Origin of the sequence: Duganella flavida (assembly GCF_009857445.1) — a bacterium.
Taxonomy (GTDB): Bacteria; Pseudomonadota; Gammaproteobacteria; order Burkholderiales; family Burkholderiaceae_D; genus Rugamonas; species Rugamonas flavida.
The window spans coordinates 42,410-60,940 of sequence record NZ_WWCN01000013.1 but is presented as its reverse complement, the minus strand read 5'-3'; the positions used below and the strand labels follow the sequence as shown (position 1 = coordinate 60,940).

Sequence of the window (18,531 nt, the reverse complement as noted above, 5' to 3'; positions counted from 1 at the left end):
GCATGGCCATCAAACCTTATCACCACGCTGCCGCAGGCTGGGGCGCATTGAAATATGTGGCGATCAACCTGCTCAAGGAACGCGTCAGCGGCGTCAATTACAAGTCGCTGTTTGCACAGAATCAGCCGGACGGTTTCGATTGCCCCGGCTGCGCCTGGCCGGATCGCGAACACGCTTCCACCTTTGAATTCTGCGAGAACGGTGTCAAAGCCGTCGCGGCGGAATCGACCAGCAAGCGTGTAACGCCCGATTTCTTTGCCCAACACACGGTTGCGGAATTACTGATGCAGTCGGACTATGAGCTGGAACAGCATGGCCGTTTGACGCATCCCATGGTCTACGATTCTGTCAGCGACAAGTACGCACCCATCGCATGGGACCAGGCGTTCAAGCTGATTGCCGATGAACTGAATGCGCTGGACGATCCGGATCAAGCTGCGTTCTACACTTCCGGCCGCGCCAGCAACGAAGCCGCTTTCCTGTACCAGCTGTTCGTGCGCGCCTACGGCACCAACAATTTCCCGGATTGCTCGAATATGTGCCATGAGGCGACCAGCCGCGGCCTGCCAGGCACTGTCGGTATCGGCAAAGGCACGGTCACGCTGGACGATTTCGAGCACGCCGACACGCTGCTGATTTTCGGCCAGAATCCGGCAACCAATCACCCTCGTATGCTGGGCGAGTTGCGCGAATGTGCGCGCCGTGGCGCCACCATTGTCTCCATCAATCCATTGCGCGAGCGAGGCCTGGAACGTTTTACCAGCCCGCAGCATCCGTTGGAAATGCTGACCATGTCCAGTACTCCGATCAGTTCCTTGTTCGTGCAGCCGAAACTGGGCGGCGACCTTGCGCTGATTAAGGGTGTGGCAAAGCGCGTGCTGGAACTGGATGACCGCGCAGTGCTGATTGGCTTGCCGCGCATACTGGATATGGAATTCATCAACGAGCACACCATCGGCTTCTCCGAGTTTGCACGCGACCTGCGCGCGGAAAGATGGGCGCTGCTGATTGACGATTCCGGCGTACCGCGCTCGCAAATCGATCAACTTGCGGATATCTATATCAAGGGCGAACGCGTCATCGCCACATGGGGCATGGGCCTTACCCAGCATAAAAACTCGGTGCCGACCGTGCAGATGCTGTCCAACCTGATGATGATGCGCGGCCAGATCGGCAAGCGCGGTGCGGGTTTGTGCCCGGTGCGCGGCCACTCCAATGTGCAGGGTGACCGCACCATGGGTATCGAAGAACAGCCGACTGCCGCTTTCCTCAACCGCATGGAGCGCGTGTTCGGCTTTGCGCAGCCGCGCCATCACGGTTATGACGTGGTGGCCACCATCGGCGCCATGGCCGAAGGGAAGGTGAAGGTTTTCATCGGCCTTGGCGGTAACTTCGCCATGGCCACGCCGGATACGCCGCTGACCTTCAAGGCGCTGCAATCTTGCGCGCTGACGGTGCAAATCGCCACCAAGCTGAATCGCGGCCACTTAATCCACGGCCGCAAGGCGCTGATCCTGCCGACACTGGGCCGCACCGAGATTGATCTGCAAAACGGCACCCCGCAAGGTGTGACGGTGGAAGACTCCATGAGCATGGTGCATATCTCCTTCGGCTTAAATAAGCCGGCCTCGCTGGAGCTGCTGTCGGAAATCGCCATCGTCTCGCGCATGGCCGAGGCCACGCTGGGCGAGCGCTATCAGTTGAAATGGAAGGCCTACCGCGACGACTACGCCAGCATTCGCGACGATATCGAAAAAGTGTTCGACGACTTTTACGACTACAACGCGCGAGTCGCCAAGCCTGGTGGCTTCCATCTCAAAGTCGCTTCGCGCGAGCGCGAATGGGTGACCACCAGCGGCAAGGCGCAATTCGTGCCGCAGAAGATTGAGCTGGATACGCCGATCCGCCGCGCGCAAGCCAAGTACGGCAAGCGCCTGATGGTGATGATGACCACACGCTCGCATGACCAGTACAACACCACTATCTACGCAATGGACGATCGCTATCGTGGCGTGTTTGGCATGCGCCGGGTGATCTTCATCAATCAGCTGGACATCGACATGCTGGGCATGAAGGCCGGCGATTGGGTCGACGTGGAAAGCGTGTGGAAAGACGGCGTGCAGCGCCGTGCTGGCGGCTTTATGCTGGTCGCGTATGACATTCCACGCGGCTGCATCGGCGCTTACTACCCGGAGACCAATCCGCTGGTACCCCTGAACAGCGTCGCCGACGGCGCAGGCACGCCGACCTCCAAATCCATCCCTGTTTTGCTCACGCTTGCGGAATCATCATGATTATCCGTCCGACAACCAACTGGTTGCGGATGCTGTTCGTATGGGATGGCTCCGTACTTAAAACCATAGTGCCGCAGCTGCTGCTGATCCTCGCGATCAGCGTGCTGGCGGTAGTCACTCACGGGCATGTCTTCGGCGCCAGGATTCCGCTGGATACGGTGCCGTTTCCGCTGATTGGTGTGAGCCTGGCGATTTTTCTCGCCTTCCGCAACAACGCAGCCTATGCCCGCTACGTGGAGGCGCGCCAGATCTGGGGCCGAATCCTGATCGCTGCGCGGGCGTTGACCTCGCAGGTCATCAACTATCTCCCGGAAGATGGCGACGGCTTTGAACGCAAGCTGTTTGTACAGCGCTTGATCGCATTCGTGTATGCGCTGACGCACCAGCTACGGGGTACCGATCCTTCCGAGGATCTGGCGCGCTACCTGTCCAAGGAGGAAGTGGAAGAGTTGCGCGATATGCAGTACATCCCGGTAGCGCTGCTGGACCGCATCCGCCTGATGCTGGCGCGCGCCGGCCGCAAACGCGGTACAGGCGAGCCGCTGCTGTGGATACTGGATGCGCAAGTCAGCGAGCTGGCCGCCTCGGTTGGCGGCTGCGAGCGCATCTCCAATACGCCGATTCCTTTTGCTTATGGCGTGCTGGTACACCGCACCGTTTATCTGTACTGCTTCATGCTGCCATTTGGCCTGGTAGGCGATTTGGGTATGGCTACGCCGCTGGTGTGCGTATTCGTCGCCTACACCTTGTTTGCGCTGGAGGCCATTGCGCAGGAAATCTCCGAGCCCTTTGGCACCGACCCAAACTGCCTGGCGCTCAACGCCATGACGCGCAATATCGAACGTTCGCTGCTGGAGCAGTGCGGCGAACAGATGCCGGAGCAGCTGGCGCCGTGCAAACGCTATAACATCTCGTAAGGAAGCACTTATTCTTACGGCCGCAATTGGATGACCGTCCCCGTCCCCGTAACTTTGCCTGCCGCAGCTGATTTTTCCCGCCACAGCGGCAAGGCACGCGCGTGCATAGGCCGCGCGATCAAGTAGCCTTGCGCCAGATCGCAGCCTAATTCCCGCAGCAGTTGACGGTCCTGTTCCAGTTCGATGCCTTCTGCCACCGTGGTCACGCCCAGTTCACGGGCGGCGGCGATGGTATGGCTTAGCAGGGGACGCATATGCGGGCGCCTGGCGGCGCCATGTACCAGGCGGCGATCCAGTTTCACTTCGGTGAATGGAAAGCGCGACAGCTGCAGCATGGAGGCGTGGCCGGCGCCGTAGTCGTCCAGCGCGAGGCCGAAGCCGTGCAAGCGCAGTTTGATGAGGATGCGCAGGGCGGTGGCCAGGTCGGCGATTTCTTCGTGCTCGATAATTTCAAAAGTGATGGCGCGCGGCGGCACGCCGGCTTGGTTCACAGTCGTGATCAGTTCTTCCGCGAGGTGCGGATCGGTGAGTGATAGTGGCGACAAGTTGATGGAGATGGGCAGCGACAAGCCGTCGGCGTGCCAGCGTTTCCAGTCTTGTAGCGCCATGCGGACAACTTCCACGGTCATCACATCGACCAGGTTGGCGGCTTCGGTTTGCGGCAGGAAGCAGGCAGGGGAGAGCAGGCCGTGTTGCGGGTGACGCCAGCGTATCAGGCCTTCGGCGCCGCGTAGCGAGCCGTCTTGCAACGACGCCTTGGGCTGGTAATGTAGTTCAAATTGGTGGTGCTGCAGGCCGCTCAGTACTTCGCCGGCATCGGGACGCGGCAGGCCTGCGTCGCAATAAGCACGAGTGGGCGCTGCATTGCGGGCGCTGGCTGCTTCGCAGCTTAGTGCGGCATCCCGCAGCGCTTGGGCGTTCACGGGCTTGGGCAGCGCGGCCAGTGCATCCAGGCCTAGCGTGGACGCCAGCGTGAGTGCGGCGTCGTGCAGGCGCGTGCTATGGCGGCTGGTGATGATGACGGGCAGGCCCGGCTCCAGCATGGAGAGGGCTTGCAGCAGGTCGGCGCCGTCCATGTCCGGCAGGTTGAGCTCCATGATGACAAGATCCGGCGGCACCGGCAGCGATTCAATCAGTTCCAGCGCGCCGGCGCCGCTATCGGACCAGCCGTTGACGGCAATGCCGGCAAGGCGGCATTGCGCAACGGCGGCGTCGAGATCAGCGCCGCTGCCGTCAATCAGGACGGCGCGCAGGGCAGGGACAGCATCGTGGTGAGCGCCCATGCTTATGCGGCGACCGCATTGATCTTGAAGCGTGAGACCGCATCTTCCAGCTGGCCTGATTGCTCTTGCAGGGCGTGTGCGGCGGCGGCCACTTGTTCGACCAGTGCGGCGTTCTGCTGCGTGCCTTGATCCATCTGCATCACGGCCTGGCTGCAGGCGACGATGCCGGCGTGCTGCTCGGCGCTGGCGTGCTTAATCTGCGCCATGATTTCTTCCACGCGGGCGACGCTATCGACGATGTCCTGCATCGCCGCTGCCGCCTCGCGCACTTGCTGGTCGCCGACGCCCGCTTGCGCAACCGCTGCTTGTATCAGCGAACCGATATCACGCGCAGCATCCGATGAACGATGCGCCAGTTGGCGCACTTCGCTAGCCACCACTGCAAAGCCCCGGCCCGCGTCACCGGCACGTGCTGCTTCCACTGCGGCATTCAGTGCAAGGATGTTGGTCTGGAAGGCGATACCATCGATCAAACTGATGATGTCGGACATCTGCGCAGCCGAGGCGCGGATCGATTCCATGCGCGCCGTGACGGCGGCTACGGCCTGGCCGCCTTTGTCCGCAGCGCTGGAGGCATGCAGCGCAAGGCTATTGGCGCGCGCTGCGTGATCGGCATTCTGCTGCACGGTGACGGTCAATTCTTCCATCGCCGCCGCCGTCTCCTGCAAGCTGGAGGCCTGCTGCTCGGTGCGCGTCGATAAATCCAGATTGCCGCTGGCGATCTGGCTAGAGGCGGAAGCGATCATCTCGGTATCCGAACGCACCTGCGCCACCAACTGGCTCAGGTTATCGCGCATATGCTCCATTTCGTACAGCATGCTGCTGCGGTCGCCGTCGCGCAGGGCGATCACGCGCGTCAAGTCGCCATCTGCAATACAAGCCGCAGTGCGCGCTGCGTGATCAGGCTCACCGCCAAGGTCGCGCCGCAAACGGCGGATGATGGACGCTGCCACGGCAATCGAAATGAGCATCGCTGCCGCACCTAAACCGAGCATCTTGATGCGGGTGACGATATAGGCTTGTGCTGCTTGTTCGCGCGCGTCGCGCATCAGCGAAACTTCGTTGCCGATTTGCGCAGCCAGCGTTTCGCGACAGGCTGCCAGCATGGGCTTCACCTGTTCATTCAGATAGGTGCGCGCCTCTTCATCGCGGCCAGCCTGCACCAGCGCGATCAGCTTATTCTGTCCCAGCGTGTAATCCTTGTAGGCCGCCACCACTTTCTCTAGCGCGGCGCGCCCGTTGGGCGTGATGACGCGGTGGTCAAGCGCTGCAATGCTGGCTTCAGCGTCGCGGCGATAGCCTTCGATGCTCTCGATCTGGTGCGCGCGCACATTGGAATCGGTGGTTAGCATCACATTGCGCAGCGAGACTGCGATATCGGTCACGCGCAGGCGCACGTCGGTAGCTAATTCGATCTTCGGCCAGCGGTCATCTGCCATGGCGGCAGTGGCAGCATTGAGCTTGGCCTGTTCCGACAGGCCCAATGCAATCAAGGCGGCGAGGAATAGGCAGATCAGGCCAAAGCCTGTGAGCAGGAGATTGGCGACCTTGATGCGAGCGGTTTTCATGACAGTTGACCCCAGTGAGTGGCATGCTGTCAGAATAAGGGACGCCGCGCGCGGTCAACGGCTACAGATTGGCCTCTTTGCGGGGAGTACAGTTGGTCAGCTCACCGGCCAGCAAGCCCAGTGTAAGCACGGCCGCTTCCACTTCGGCGGTCCATGGATAGCTGTAGTTAAGGCGAATGCAGTGTTGGAAAGCGTCGCCGGTGGCGAAGATATTCCCGGCGCCGACGCTGATGCCGCGCTCCTGCGCCCGCGCATACAGTTCCAGCGCCCGCACGCCGACCGGCAAATTCACCCACAATACGTAGCCGCCCACCGGCGTCGACACGCTGGTCCCCGGCGGGAAGAAGCGCCGCACCGCTGCCGCCATGATGTTGGCCTGCTGTGCATACGCCTTGCGCACCTTGCGTAGATGGTAGTTGTAGCCATCGTTCTTCAAGTACTCGGCAATCGCCAACTGCGGCAGCGCCGGCGTGTTCAGTGTGTTGAGGAATTTGAGCTTCTCCACTTGCGCCTTGTATCGGCCGGGCAGGGCCCAGCCGATGCGGTTGGCGGGACTCAGCGTCTTGGAGAAGGAGTTACAGTGCAGGACCAGGCCGCGCGTATCGTAGTTCTTGAGCGAGGTTGGGTGAACGTCGCCGTAATATAGCTCGTGATAGACATCGTTCTCAATCACCGGAACGTCGTGGCGCGCCAGCATCTCGACCATGGCGCGCTTGCGTTCATCGCTCATCTGGAAGCCCAGCGGATTCTGGAAGTTGGGCATGACCATGCAGGCCACTACGCCTTGTTCGACGATGGCGCGCTCCAGCGCTTCCAGGTTGATGCCCTGCGCAGGATCGGTTTCTATCTCCACCACGTGCATGCGCATCCGCTCTATCGCCTGCAGCAAGGCGTAGTAAGTCGGCGACTCCACCGCGATCACGCTGCCCGGTGGCGCTACCGCTTGTAAGCATAGATTGAGCGCCTCGGTAGCGCCGGTGGTGACGATGATTTCGCTGGCGTCCACCGACAGGCCGTTTTCAAGATGGCGGCGCGCGATCTGGCGTATCAGCTCTGGATTCCCCGGCGGCAGATCGGCGGTCATGCCCGTCTGGCCGACGCGGCGCGCCAGCGAGTTAGCATATTGGTTCAGGCGTGACCAAGGGAAGGAAGCGGGATCAGGATAGGGAGAGCCCAGTGGCACGCTGCCCTGATTGATCGAGCGCAGGGTGGTGAGTACGAATTCGCTGGTGTCCAGCGTTTCGCCGCGCGCCATGTCGGCCGGTGCGGTCGGCTCTTCGGCGGCGCCGCTGGCTTGCACAGTAGGCTTGCGGCGCACGAAGTAGCCCGATTGCGGGCGGCTTTCAATCAGGCCTTGGCTTTCCAGCAGCAGAAACGCGCGGATCACGGTCGAGACACTGAGGTTGTGGTGCTGGCTGGTCTGGCGCACGGAAGGAATTTTCTCTCCCTCGCGGATCACGCCTTGGGCGATTTGACTGGCGATATCGGCGGCCAGCGTCTCATACAATTTCACTTTCGCTCTCCCCGGTGATGCGTTACCCATACCTGAGTATAGGATGCAAGCCCTGCAAACCACACTATAATTAAGAAGGTTGCCAATATAACCCATAAGGATAGGCATGTTACGGGTACCCCGCACTCCCTGGATGTCTGCGCTGCTGATTAGCCTCATGCTGTTGATCTTTGCGATCGACACCTTCTCGCCGCTCGATATGGCGATCGCCGTTATGTACGTGGTGGTGGTTCTTATCTCCGCCAGCATATGGGGAAGGCGCGGCGTGCTGCAAGCGACGGCCAGCTGCATCGTCTTGACTTTGCTGTCTTACGCGGTGACGCACACCGAGGCATTTTCGGCTGCGGCTTCCGGCCGTTTGCTGGTCGGACTGTTGGCAATTAGCGTCACCTGCGTGCTGGTGCTGCGCGGGCAGGCCGCTACCAACGCGTTGCTGGCGCGCGAGGAAGCGCTGCGCCGCAGCGAGGCATTCCTTGCCGGCACCCAGCGTATCAGCAAAACCGGCAGTTTCAGTTTCAAGTCGCCGAGCGGCGAAATGTACTGGTCGGACGAAGCAGCCCGCATCTACGGCTATCCGCTGGACCTGACGCCGACCATGGAACTGGTGATGGCCCATACCGCGCCGGAAGATCGCGGCATCGTGCAAGCGTCAATGGAGCAATCGCTGCGCGGCGAGAGCGAAGTGGAGGTGCGTCACCGCCTGCTGATGCCGGACGGAGAGCTCAAATACGTGCACGTGCTGGCGCGCCCGCGCCACACCAAGGACGGCGAGATTGAATACCTCGGCGCGCTGACTGACGTGACGGCGGCGGTGATGGCTGAACAGGCGCTGCATCGTTCTCAGGTCCAGCTGGCGCACGCCACCCGGGTCACCATGCTGGGCGAGTTGGCCGCATCCATCGCCCACGAAGTCAATCAGCCGCTGGCCGCCATCTCCACCAACGGCGAGGCTTGCCTGCGCTGGCTGAATCGCCCGGAGCCGGATCTGGACGAGGCTCGCAGCACCGTGACCAATATCCTGGAGTCCAGCGTCCGCGCCACTGGCGTGATCCGGCGCATACGCGCTTTGGCGCGCCGCAGCGAGCCGCAGCAGGCGGAACTCGACCTGAAGTCGGTGGTGGAGGAGAGCGTGGACCTGGTCCGGCGTGAGCTGAATAACCATCATGTGGCGCTGATGCTAGGCCTGGTGCCTGACTTGCCGCCGGTGCTGGGTGACCGCGTGCAGCTACAGCAGGTTTTCATCAACCTGCTGATGAACGCGATACAGGCCATGGCCGCATGCCCGCCCGGCCAAGCGGTGCTGACGGTACAAACCCACTTGAATGCAGAGGGTGCGCTACAAGTCTGCGTCGGTGATTCCGGCCCTGGCATCCCTGCGACAGCGGTGCCGCGCTTGTTCGAGGCCTTCTACAGCACCAAGGAAGACGGCATGGGTATGGGCCTGCCGATCTGCCGCTCCATCATTGAAAACCACGGCGGCCGTATCTGGGTCAAGCCGGCCGCGCCGGATAGTCCGATGGTCGGCGCCACCATCTTCTTCACGCTGCCCGTCCATGAACCCAATTGATTATTCCGACTCGCTGATCTACATCGTCGACGACGAGGCGCCGCTGCGCGACGCCATCTCCAGCCTTTTGCGCTCGGTCGGCATGCAGGTCGCCAGTTTCCCCTCGGTGGCAGCCTTTCTGGCCGAACCGCGCAAGGAAGTAACCAGCTGTTTGCTGCTGGACGTGCGCATGCCGGGTGTGAGCGGACTGGATTTCCAGGCCGAGTTGAATCGCGAGGGTGTGGCGCTGCCCATCATTTTCATGACGGGGCATGGCGACATTCCTATGTCGGTACGGGCCATGAAGGCCGGCGCGGTTGATTTTTTAGCCAAGCCATTCCGCGATCAAGACCTGCTGGACGCCATCCACGCGGCGTTGACGGCCGACCGCGATCGGCGCGGGCGCGATCAAGCCCGCAACGGCGTTACTGCGCGCTATGCCACCTTGACGCCGCGCGAGCGAGAAATCATGGCGCTGGCCGCGCGTGGCCTAATGAATAAGCAAATCGCCGGCGAGGTGGGGACCAGCGAAATCACGGTCAAAATCCACCGTGGGAACGCCATGCGCAAGATGCAAGCCAAGACTTTTGCAGACCTGGTGCGCATGGCCGAAGCCTTGGGTTTAGCCTGACCTATACCCTCGTATAATTTTTTTCTTTGGCAGCAGGCGGTATCGTTCTCCCATACGAACAAGGGAGTCGCCTGTGTCTTATCCGGATCCACAATTTTCCAGCATTGCCATCGTTGACGACGCCGCCGCAGTCCGCGTCGGTTTGCGCAGCCTGTTACGCTCCTATGGCTACACGGTTGACGTCTACGAATGCGCAGAAGCCCTGCTGGCGGGCGGCGCGTTCAATCAACACCACTGCATCATCACCGACCTGCAAATGCCGGGCATGAGCGGCATCGAACTGCTGGAACAGCTGCGCCGCGACGGTAGCCAGCTACCGGTGATCCTGATGACAGCCTTCCCCGAAGCCGCCTTGCGCAAACGCGCATTCCAAAGCGGCGCATCCTGCTTTTTGAGCAAACCCTTTGAAGCGAATGACTTGCTGCTTTGCCTGAAACAGGCAAGCGCAAACTAAGGAGCCAGGCCATGACACATAACACCAGCAGTTCGCGTCGATTGATTTACATCTTGCTACTGCTGGTGATTGCCGCCAGCGTAGCGCTATCGATCGTGATGGAAAATGTGGCGCGCAATATTCGCCGCAACGAAACGCCGCTGTTGAACAGCACCATTCCGCAGATGCGCTATCTCGGCGATTTTGAAAGCGCCTTGCTGCGCTATCAGCTGGCGCTCGACAAGCGCTTCACCGATTCGATCACCCCGGACCGTTTCCAGTTTTTGGAAAGCATGGGCCGTGGCGAACTGGAAGCGGCAATTGTGCAACTGCGTTCCAGCCTGGGTGATGGCCCGGATCTGGATGCATTGCGCGACAGCTACCAGCACATCGTGGAATTGACGCCGGAGTTTGAGCGCAACGTGGCCAGCCATCCTGCTGCGGCACGGACGGTGCTGATCAAGATGAACGAAGAGGTCAAACTGCTGCGCAAGCGCATCGACGATCTGCAGCAGCAGGTGGAAGACGCGATCTACAGCAACGGCACCATGGCCAACCGCGCCATTGAGTGGATTACGGGACTGGTCCACGTATTCGACGTGCTGGCGCTGGTGACTTGCGTGTTCCTGCTGTATCACGTGCGGGCCCGGGTGCGCGTTGAGGATGAACTGAGCCACCAGGCGCGGCACGATCCGTTGACCGGCCTGGCGCATCGCCGCAGCTTCGAGGCGCGCCTGGCCACGCTGCCGCAGCTGCCGCACGTGGTGGTGCTGGGCACTATTGACCGCTTCTCGCGCATCATCGGCGGCTTTGGCCACGCCTTTGGTGACCGCATGATGATAGGACTGGCAGGGCGCATACGCGCTGCGGCGGAACACAGCGGCGGCGAGGTATTCCGTCTTGACGGCGCCAACTTCGCTATCCTGTACCGCATGGACTGCGAGGAGGCGGAGTTTGCCGAAGCGCTCACCAGCCTGCGCGACGAGTTGCGCAGCCCTTACGATTGCGAAGGCCACGAAATCTTCGCCACCCTGAGCCTCGGCGCGGTTAGCTTCCCGTTGCACGGCGAGGCGCCGGATGTTTTGCTGCGCAATGCCGACGCCGCGCTGCAGTCGGCACGCAAGGCCGGCGGCGACCAGCTGGTGGTGTATTCGCAGCAGCTCAACGCCGCAGCCGGAGAGCGGCTGGATATGGAGTCGCTGCTGCGCCATGCGGTGGAGCGCGACGAGCTGGAACTGCATTATCAACCGCAGCAAGCGCTGGCTGACGGTGGCTTGATCGGTTTCGAGGCGCTGCTGCGCTGGCGCCGTCACGGCAAACTGATTTCGCCGGCCGAATTTATTCCGATGGCAGAGGAGTCGGGCCTGATCGTTTCGATCGGCAGCTGGGTGCTGGAGGAAGCCTGCCGCCAGATCAGTGTGTGGCAGGCGGAAACCGGCCAGCGCGTAGTGGTGGCGGTGAATATCTCGCCGCGCCAGTTCGCCGCGCCGGGCTTCCTGTCGCATCTGGAGGACCTGCTGGCAACCACCCACATCGACCCGGCCAGCCTTGAGCTGGAGATTACCGAAAGCGTGATGGTGGAAGATGCGGAAATCGCCATCGCCTTGCTGCACCGCCTGCGTGCACTGGGCCTCAAGCTGGCCATCGACGATTTCGGCACCGGTTATTCCAGCCTCGCTTACCTGTCGCGCTTCCCGATCCACAAACTGAAAATCGACCAGTCCTTCGTCCGCAATATGCACGCGGTGCGCGAGCAGGGTGCGATCGTACAGGCCACGATTGGCCTGGGACACAGCCTGGGCCTGACCGTGATCGCAGAAGGCGTGGAGTCCGAAACCCAGCGCGCCATGTTGAGCAACTGGCGCTGCGACGAAATACAAGGTTATTACTACAGCCGTCCTTTGCCGGCGGCATCCGCATTGAACTTCCTCGAAGGAAGCCTGCAGCTGCAGGCTGCATAGATTAATTAGGAGATTGCCATGAACTGGTTCTGCAACCTGAAGATCGCCAATAAACTGAACGCGGTGGTCGCCGCTGTGCTGGTGCTGATGATGGCGCTGGGCGTGTTCTCCGTGTTCCAGCTGTATGAGCTGGACCGCGTGACCAACGAAATCGACCACCGCTGGGCGCCTGGCGTGCGCAACGCGCTGGATGTCAAATACGGCCTGACGCGCTTCCGCACCTTTGAACTGTTCCATGTGGTGTCGACGGAGCCGGACATTCTGCGCAAGTACGAGCAGGATATGGAAAGCCAGATGCAGCAGGTGGAGCAATCGCTGGCGGCGTATGCATCGCAGCCGCGCAGCAGCGAGGAGGGCGAGATTATCGGCCGTTTGCAAACCTCGCTGGCGGCTTACCGTGGCGCGGTGCGGCAGGTAGTGGCCTTGTCGCGCAGCGGTGACGATGTCGGTGCGCTGGCTGTGGTACGCGGCGTCTCGCGAAAATACGATTTCGAGGCGATGGCGGCGATCGACAAGCTGGTCGCCATCAATGAGGCAGGCAGCGCACAGGCAGCGCAATCTGCAGACCGCACCTATCTGCATGCGCGCCACCTGATCTTCGGTTTCATGGCGGGTGCGCTGGTGCTAGGCTTGCTGCTGGCAGGCCGCGTGGCGCGCCTGATCTCGGCGCCACTGGCCCGTGCGGTGGAGGTAGCACGCCGTGTGGCGGCGGGCGACCTGCGCGTAGAGGCGGACACTGTGGGCAAGGACGAAACGGCCGATCTGCTGCGCGCCATGAACCAGATGAGCGTCAACCTGCAGCGCATGGTGACGCAAGTACGCAGCGGCACCGACACCATTGCCACGGCTGCGGCGCAGATTTCGGCCGGAACTGGTGACCTGGCGCAGCGCACCGAAGGCCAGGCGGCCACGTTGGAAGAAACTGCCGCCACGGTGGAGCAGCTGACCGCCACCGTCGCCAATAACGCGGGTAAGGCGCAGCAGGCGCACCAATTGATGGATCAAACCGCAGTGGTGGCGCGTGAGGCGGAAGTCGCGGTATCGACGGTGACGGCAACGATGGAGCGTATCACCGCCTCGTCGCGCCGCATCGGCGACATCGTCGGCCTGATGGACAGCATCGCCTTCCAGACCAATTTGCTGGCGCTGAATGCGGCAGTGGAGGCGGCGCGCGCTGGTGAACATGGCCGCGGCTTTGCGGTGGTGGCCGGCGAAGTGCGAGCGCTGGCCCAGCGTAGCGCGCAATCGGCCAAGGAGATCAAGGACCTGATCGCGCAATCGCTGAAGGATGTCGGCGGCGGCAGCCGCGCCGTGCAAGACGCCAGCGCCACCATCGACGATGTGGTACAGGGCGTGGTGCGTGGCGCTACGCTGATGGGCGACATCAGCAACGGCACGCGCGAGCAAAGCCTTGGCCTGCAACTGGTGAACCGCACACTGTCCGCGATGGACGGTGTGACGCAGCAGAACGCCACACTGGTGGAGGAGTCGCTGGCCGCCATCGTCTCACTGCAAGAGCAGGCGGAGCGCCTGGCCCTCAGCGCCAGCGTGTTCAAGCTGGCCGCTGCACCGCATGAGGAGCTTAGCGTGATCGACATGCCGGCCGTCACCACCCACAGGCCGAAAGTGCGCCCTGTATCGGCCGGCGCTGGCCTTAATTATGTGGCAGGACTGGTCTGAAGCTACTTGATGTATGCTTGCGGTTTCGGTAACGGAGCCACAGCATATGCGGCATATCTTTTTGAGTTTATTCCTGATGCTGTGCGCCGCATGCACGCAAGCAGCGCAGGTGGCGGGCGTGGTGGTACAGGTGAGCGGCGCCATGAGCGCGCGGTCGCCTTCCGGCGCGGTGAAGGCTTTGCTGGTGAAGTCGGAAGTGGAGAGCGGCGATACGCTGGTCACTTCCGCCGGCGCTTACGCGGTGGTGCGTTTCATCGATAACAGCGAACTGGCGCTGAAGCCGGGGACCACGGTGAAGATCGACCAGTTTGCGTTCGATGAAGCCAAGCCGGAAGCCGACCACGCCGCCTACACGCTGGTGAAGGGCGGCCTGCGTTCCATCACCGGCTTGCTGGGCAAGCGTAACAAAGAACGCTTTGCGATGAAAACGCCCAGTGCCACCATCGGCATCCGCGGCACCACCTTCTTCCTCGAATACCTGACCGGCAAAGGCGATGTGGATGCATCGCCTGGGCTGGAGCCGGGCCTGCACGTTCACGTCAGCACCGGCGGGATTTCCATCGTCAACGGCGCCGGCGAGTTCCGCTACGATACCGGGCAGTTTGGTTTCATCAAAGACGACAAAACCCGGCCGGTGAAAATGTTCACCAATCCGGGTATGCAGTTCACGCCACCCGCATCGTTTGGTGATGCGGAAACGCTTACGCCGTAAGATCGATCACCACTTTGCCGCGCGCTGTGCCTTCCGTCAGGGCGCGGTGGGCGGCGGTGACGCTATCCGCGTTCAGCGTGTAGCGGCCTGTATCGAGGATGACTTTCAGCTTGCCGGCTGCGGCCAGTACACCGGCTTCGCGCATGATGTCGCCGTGGTGGGCGCGGCCTTCGCCGGTCAGCAGCGGCAGCAGGGTGAATACGCCGGAGTAGGTCGCAGCGCGGAACGACAGCGGCGCCAATGCGTGCGTGCCCCAGCCAAGGCAGCTCACCACGTGGCCGTGGTAGCGGCGCGCAGCGTGGAACGATGCATCCAGCACTGCGCCGCCGACGGTGTCGTAGACCACGTCGAAGCCTTGGCCGCCGGTATGGCGCAGCACGTAGTCTTCGACTTCCGATTCGCGGTCGATAAAGGTAGCGCCCATGTTTTCGATGGTGGCGCGCTGGCTCGCGCTGCCGGTAGCGTAGACTTGCGCGCCCAGCGCCACTGCCAGTTGCACCGCCATGTGGCCAACGCCGCCTGCACCGCCTTGCACCAGCACAGTTTTGCCGGCGCCGACGCGTGCGCGGTCTACCAGGCCTTCCCATGCGGTGATGAAGATCAGTGGCATGGCGGCGGCTTCGCGCATCGACAGGCTGTCCGGCATGTGGGCCAGCAGTTGCGCATCGACGGCTACGTATTCGGACAGCGAACCGGCCACGCCACCGACGCCGCCGGTCATGCCAAATACGCGGTCGCCGGGAGCGAAGCTGTCAACGTCGTCACCCACACTGACCACCACGCCGGCCATGTCGATGCCCAGTACTGCCGGCAGTGCGGCGCGTGCGTGATCGGCTTTGCCGGCGGCGATTTTGGTGTCAAGCGGATTGACGCCGCTGGCGTTTACCTTCACCAGTACCTGGCCACGGCTGGCGCTTGGGCGTGCGATATCCTGTTGGGTAAGTGGTGCGCCGAAGGCGCTTAAAACGATGGCTTGCATGATGGCTCCTGTGTGGAATTGAACAATGGAGCCATTCTGGCCCTGCGGCACGCCAGAAAAAACAGGGCAAGCTGGGACGCAGTATCCCGAAATCGTGAATAATCACGCGATCAGCAGAAAAACGGGGAGAAACGATGGACAGGTTGGATGCCTTGAAAGTGTTTTGCGCCGTAGTGGATACTGGAGGCTTCAGCCGCGCCGCCGCCAAGCTGGGGATTTCCACCTCGTCGGTCACCCATCAAATCGGCCTGCTGGAGACGCACTTCGGCGTCAAGCTGCTGAACCGCACCACGCGCAGCATGTCGCTCACCGATGAAGGCCGGCGCTGCGTCGAACAGGCACGCCGCCTGCTGGACGAGATGGATGGCCTGGAATCCAGCATGGGCGAATCGCTGCACGAACCGCGCGGCAGCCTGCGCGTCGACATGCCCGGCATTCTGGCGCAGCGCTATGTGGCGCCAGCACTGCCGCGTTTTCTGGCGCAGTACCCGGAACTGAGCGTGCGCCTCACCGCCACCGACCGCCTGATCGACATGGTGGACGAGGGTGTGGACGTGATGCTGCGCATCGGCGAGTTGCAGGATTCTTCGTTGGTCGGCCGCAGCATCTTCAAGAACCACTACATTTGCTGTGCCTCGCCGGACTTCATCGCCCGACATGGCAAGCCTGCGCACCCGGATGAACTGGACCGCTTGCCGTGCCTGAATTTCGTCTATCCCAAAGCGCGCCAGCTGCGGCCCTGGCTCTTCCAGCAGGACGGCCAGCCGTTCACCGCCACGCCGCGCGGTGCGGTGGCGATGGATCACGTGGATACGCTGATTGAAATGGCGGTGCAGGGCGGTGGCGTCGTCCAGCACTTGTCGGTATCGCTGCTGGCGCAGTTGCGCAGCGGCGCGCTGGCGCCACTTCTGGAAGAGTGGCAGGCGGCGGGACCGGACGTGTCGGTGCTGTACCCGCAGCGTCACCAGCGCGCCGCCAAGATCAAAGTCTTTGTCGACTTTGTGGACGAGGTGTTCAAGTCCGCCGCAGCTTCTTGGCCGCCATCGGCTTGATGGTGGCGGCGCAGTCGCCGCAAAAACCGTATAGCGATAGCGAGTGCTCGTGCAGCACGAAATTTCGCTCCGCTGCCACGGCTTCCTGGCGCTGCTCGATTTCGGCGTCGAGGAATTCCTCCATGCGGCCGCAGTTGGTGCAGATCAGGTGGTCGTGATGGCCGCCTTCATTCAATTCAAACACCGAGGCCACTGACTCGAAATGGCGGCGAATCAGGATGCCGGCATCGGCAAACTGCATCAGCACGCGGTAGACCGTGGCCAGCCCCATGTCGATGTTCTCGTCGTGCAGCAGGCGGTACACATCATCGGCGCTTAAATGTTTGCTCTTGGTTTCCTGGAACAGTTGCAGGATACGTAAGCGGGGCAGGGTGGCTTTCAAGCCAAGTTTGCGCAATTCTTGTGGGATATCCATGTGTCTCTTAGATGATAATGATTCCTATTCGCACTATATATGAAATTTATTTTCTTGGCAATGGAAGCGATATTCGATATCTCGGTGACATGGAAGTTAATTTAATTTCATGTGAAAGTGTGATTTTTTGTGAGAATTTGCCACAAAGTATCGACAGTTGCCGCAAGGAAGTATAAAGTTCATGAGTCCAGTTTAATACCACGGTCCGGCACCCCATCCTTGTGCCCGGCGCCGACTTTCTCCCACTCTCGCTAACCAAACGCATCACTGCGTGGGCTACGCTCGCGCCTAAGGAATTTGTGTATGAACGCCAATATTGCATCGCTGCGGATCGCCGTGGCTGTCTTCTCCATGCTGGGTTGCGCCGCTGCCCTGGCAGGCGAGGACACGCCGCGCGTGACCATCGGCGGCTTCGGCACGCTGGGCGTGGTGCATAGTAGCGAGCATCAGGCGGACTTCACGGCCAACGCGCTCAATCCTGGCGATGCTGGTGCGAGCCGCGACTGGAGTGCGACGGTCGACAGCCGCCTGGGTGTGCAGTTAGGCGTGATCGTGGATAGCAAATGGTCGGCGGTGTTGCAGCTGGTGTCCGAGCGCACGCTGCGCGATGGCTATGCGCCGGTGGTGGAGTGGGCCAACATCCAATATCAAGCCACGCCGGATCTGAGCCTGCGCGTGGGCCGTATTGCGCTGCCGCTGTTCCTCACCGGCGACTATCGCAAGGCCGGTTATGCTTTGCCGTGGGTGCGTCCTCCGGTCGAGCCGTACGGCGCGATCCCGCTGTCCAATAGCGATGGTGTCGACGTCAACTACCGTTGGCATATCGGCGATGTGAATAACGTGACGCAGCTGTCGCTCGGCCGCACCGAGCTGTCGCTGGCGCCGGGCGCGCATGCGCAGGCACGCGGCCTGGCCGGCTTGTCGAACACCACCACTGCTGGTGCGCTGACGATGCGCGCCAGCCTGTTGACGGCCGACCTGAGTGTGGATATCGCGCGGTCATTGTTCGACGGCTTCCGCGAATTCGGCGCGCAAGGTGAGGCGCTGGTCGAGCGTTATGAATTGTCGTCCAAGCGCGCCTGCGTGGCGTCGCTGGGATTTAATTACGATCCGGGCCAGTGGTTTGCGATGGGCGAGATTGGCCGCATGAATTCGCGCTCCTACCTCGGCGACAAAACCGCAGCCTACTTTGGCGCCGGCTATCGCTTCGGCGACCTGACGCCGTACGCGGTGTATTCCGTTTCGCGCGCCAATATGGAAACCAGCGTGGCCGGCCTTGATGTTCGCAGACTGGCGGCGGCACAAGCGGTAACGGCCGCGCAGCTGAACGCGGGCCTGAACCAGCTGCTGGCCGCCATCCCGCGCCAGAACAGCGTGACGCTGGGCTTGCGCTGGGACTTGTACCCGAACTATGCGCTCAAGTTCCAGTACGACCGCGTCACGCCGCTGCATGGTTCGACCGGCACCTTGATCAACGTGCAGCCGGGCTTCCGTTCAGGCCAGCCGATTACGGTGCTGAGTGCAGCCCTCGACTTCGTGTTCTGATC

15 protein-coding genes are annotated in these 18,531 nt (G+C 61.8%); 10 read left to right on the top strand and 5 right to left on the bottom strand.

Annotated features, from left to right (window positions below):
* Window positions 1-2 precede the first annotated feature (2 nt).
* Both GTP46_RS19895 and GTP46_RS19890 read left to right on the top strand, forming a co-directional pair.
* Window positions 3-2,294: an FdhF/YdeP family oxidoreductase gene (locus tag GTP46_RS19895; RefSeq protein ID WP_161008367.1), complete on the top strand. Its 2,292-nt coding sequence runs from the start codon at window positions 3-5 to the stop codon at window positions 2,292-2,294.
* Complete coding sequence (locus GTP46_RS19890) at window positions 2,291-3,211, top strand: bestrophin family protein (protein ID WP_161008366.1); 921 nt, start codon at window positions 2,291-2,293, stop codon at window positions 3,209-3,211. The genes GTP46_RS19895 and GTP46_RS19890 overlap by 4 nt, the downstream gene beginning before the upstream one ends.
* Before the next feature lie 14 nt (window positions 3,212-3,225).
* Here the strand turns inward: GTP46_RS19890 and GTP46_RS19885 are convergent, their stop codons facing one another.
* The 3 genes from GTP46_RS19885 to GTP46_RS19875 form a co-directional block, all read right to left on the bottom strand.
* Window positions 3,226-4,494 (bottom strand): EAL domain-containing response regulator, encoded by a 1,269-nt coding sequence (locus tag GTP46_RS19885; protein ID WP_161008365.1) that lies wholly within the window; start codon window positions 4,492-4,494, stop codon window positions 3,226-3,228.
* 2 nt (window positions 4,495-4,496) lie between these two features.
* On the bottom strand, window positions 4,497-6,062 hold the full coding sequence (locus GTP46_RS19880) for a methyl-accepting chemotaxis protein (protein WP_161008364.1): 1,566 nt from the start codon (window positions 6,060-6,062) through the stop codon (window positions 4,497-4,499).
* 61 nt (window positions 6,063-6,123) lie between these two features.
* Window positions 6,124-7,575 (bottom strand): aminotransferase-like domain-containing protein, encoded by a 1,452-nt coding sequence (locus tag GTP46_RS19875; RefSeq protein ID WP_161008363.1) that lies wholly within the window; start codon window positions 7,573-7,575, stop codon window positions 6,124-6,126.
* A 157-nt stretch (window positions 7,576-7,732) separates the two neighbouring features.
* Here GTP46_RS19875 and GTP46_RS19870 point away from each other — a divergent pair, with 157 nt between their 5' ends.
* The 6 genes from GTP46_RS19870 (at window position 7,733) to GTP46_RS19845 (ending at window position 14,538) form a co-directional block, all read left to right on the top strand.
* Window positions 7,733-9,142, top strand: a complete 1,410-nt coding sequence (locus GTP46_RS19870) for a sensor histidine kinase (RefSeq protein WP_229259033.1) — start codon at window positions 7,733-7,735, stop codon at window positions 9,140-9,142.
* Entirely contained in the window at window positions 9,129-9,752 is a 624-nt protein-coding gene (locus GTP46_RS19865; protein WP_161008361.1) for a response regulator transcription factor, read from the top strand. The genes GTP46_RS19870 and GTP46_RS19865 overlap by 14 nt, the downstream gene beginning before the upstream one ends.
* A gap of 73 nt (window positions 9,753-9,825) precedes the next feature.
* A complete protein-coding gene (locus tag GTP46_RS19860; RefSeq protein ID WP_161008360.1) occupies window positions 9,826-10,206 on the top strand; it encodes a response regulator transcription factor in 381 nt (126 codons plus the stop codon).
* An 11-nt stretch (window positions 10,207-10,217) separates the two neighbouring features.
* Window positions 10,218-12,146, top strand: a complete 1,929-nt coding sequence (locus tag GTP46_RS19855) for a putative bifunctional diguanylate cyclase/phosphodiesterase (protein ID WP_161008359.1) — start codon at window positions 10,218-10,220, stop codon at window positions 12,144-12,146.
* 18 nt (window positions 12,147-12,164) lie between these two features.
* The gene (locus GTP46_RS19850; protein WP_161008358.1) at window positions 12,165-13,826 is read left to right on the top strand and encodes a methyl-accepting chemotaxis protein; all 1,662 of its coding nucleotides are present in this window, start codon (window positions 12,165-12,167) and stop codon (window positions 13,824-13,826) included.
* A 46-nt stretch (window positions 13,827-13,872) separates the two neighbouring features.
* Window positions 13,873-14,538: a FecR family protein gene (locus GTP46_RS19845; RefSeq protein WP_161008357.1), complete on the top strand. Its 666-nt coding sequence runs from the start codon at window positions 13,873-13,875 to the stop codon at window positions 14,536-14,538.
* Here the strand turns inward: GTP46_RS19845 and GTP46_RS19840 are convergent.
* Window positions 14,528-15,517, bottom strand: a complete 990-nt coding sequence (locus GTP46_RS19840; RefSeq protein ID WP_161008356.1) for a zinc-dependent alcohol dehydrogenase family protein — start codon at window positions 15,515-15,517, stop codon at window positions 14,528-14,530. The two genes, GTP46_RS19845 and GTP46_RS19840, sit on opposite strands and share 11 nt — an antisense overlap.
* 134 nt (window positions 15,518-15,651) lie before the next feature.
* On the opposite strand from GTP46_RS19840, the gene GTP46_RS19835 reads away from it, so the two are divergent.
* Window positions 15,652-16,569, top strand: a complete 918-nt coding sequence (locus tag GTP46_RS19835; RefSeq protein WP_161008355.1) for a LysR family transcriptional regulator — start codon at window positions 15,652-15,654, stop codon at window positions 16,567-16,569.
* Here GTP46_RS19835 and fur read toward each other — a convergent pair.
* Window positions 16,532-16,984, bottom strand: a complete 453-nt coding sequence (gene fur / locus GTP46_RS19830; RefSeq protein WP_161008354.1) for a ferric iron uptake transcriptional regulator — start codon at window positions 16,982-16,984, stop codon at window positions 16,532-16,534. The genes GTP46_RS19835 and fur overlap by 38 nt on opposite strands.
* A gap of 303 nt (window positions 16,985-17,287) precedes the next feature.
* Between fur and GTP46_RS19825 the strand changes: the two genes are divergently transcribed.
* Window positions 17,288-18,529: a porin gene (locus tag GTP46_RS19825; RefSeq protein ID WP_161008353.1), complete on the top strand. Its 1,242-nt coding sequence runs from the start codon at window positions 17,288-17,290 to the stop codon at window positions 18,527-18,529.
* The last annotated feature ends 2 nt before the right edge of the window (window positions 18,530-18,531 follow it).

Coding starts and splice junctions, on each gene's coding strand:
- GTP46_RS19885 (WP_161008365.1), bottom strand. CDS start 4,494: ATGGGCGCTCACCACGATGCTGTCCCTGCCCTGCGCGCCGTCCTGATT.
- GTP46_RS19840 (WP_161008356.1), bottom strand. CDS start 15,517: ATGCAAGCCATCGTTTTAAGCGCCTTCGGCGCACCACTTACCCAACAG.
- GTP46_RS19880 (WP_161008364.1), bottom strand. CDS start 6,062: ATGAAAACCGCTCGCATCAAGGTCGCCAATCTCCTGCTCACAGGCTTT.
- GTP46_RS19835 (WP_161008355.1), top strand. CDS start 15,652: ATGGACAGGTTGGATGCCTTGAAAGTGTTTTGCGCCGTAGTGGATACT.
- GTP46_RS19850 (WP_161008358.1), top strand. CDS start 12,165: ATGAACTGGTTCTGCAACCTGAAGATCGCCAATAAACTGAACGCGGTG.
- GTP46_RS19855 (WP_161008359.1), top strand. CDS start 10,218: ATGACACATAACACCAGCAGTTCGCGTCGATTGATTTACATCTTGCTA.
- GTP46_RS19870 (WP_229259033.1), top strand. CDS start 7,733: ATGCTGTTGATCTTTGCGATCGACACCTTCTCGCCGCTCGATATGGCG.
- GTP46_RS19865 (WP_161008361.1), top strand. CDS start 9,129: ATGAACCCAATTGATTATTCCGACTCGCTGATCTACATCGTCGACGAC.
- GTP46_RS19825 (WP_161008353.1), top strand. CDS start 17,288: ATGAACGCCAATATTGCATCGCTGCGGATCGCCGTGGCTGTCTTCTCC.
- GTP46_RS19845 (WP_161008357.1), top strand. CDS start 13,873: ATGCGGCATATCTTTTTGAGTTTATTCCTGATGCTGTGCGCCGCATGC.
- GTP46_RS19890 (WP_161008366.1), top strand. CDS start 2,291: ATGATTATCCGTCCGACAACCAACTGGTTGCGGATGCTGTTCGTATGG.
- GTP46_RS19895 (WP_161008367.1), top strand. CDS start 3: ATGGCCATCAAACCTTATCACCACGCTGCCGCAGGCTGGGGCGCATTG.
- fur (WP_161008354.1), bottom strand. CDS start 16,984: ATGGATATCCCACAAGAATTGCGCAAACTTGGCTTGAAAGCCACCCTG.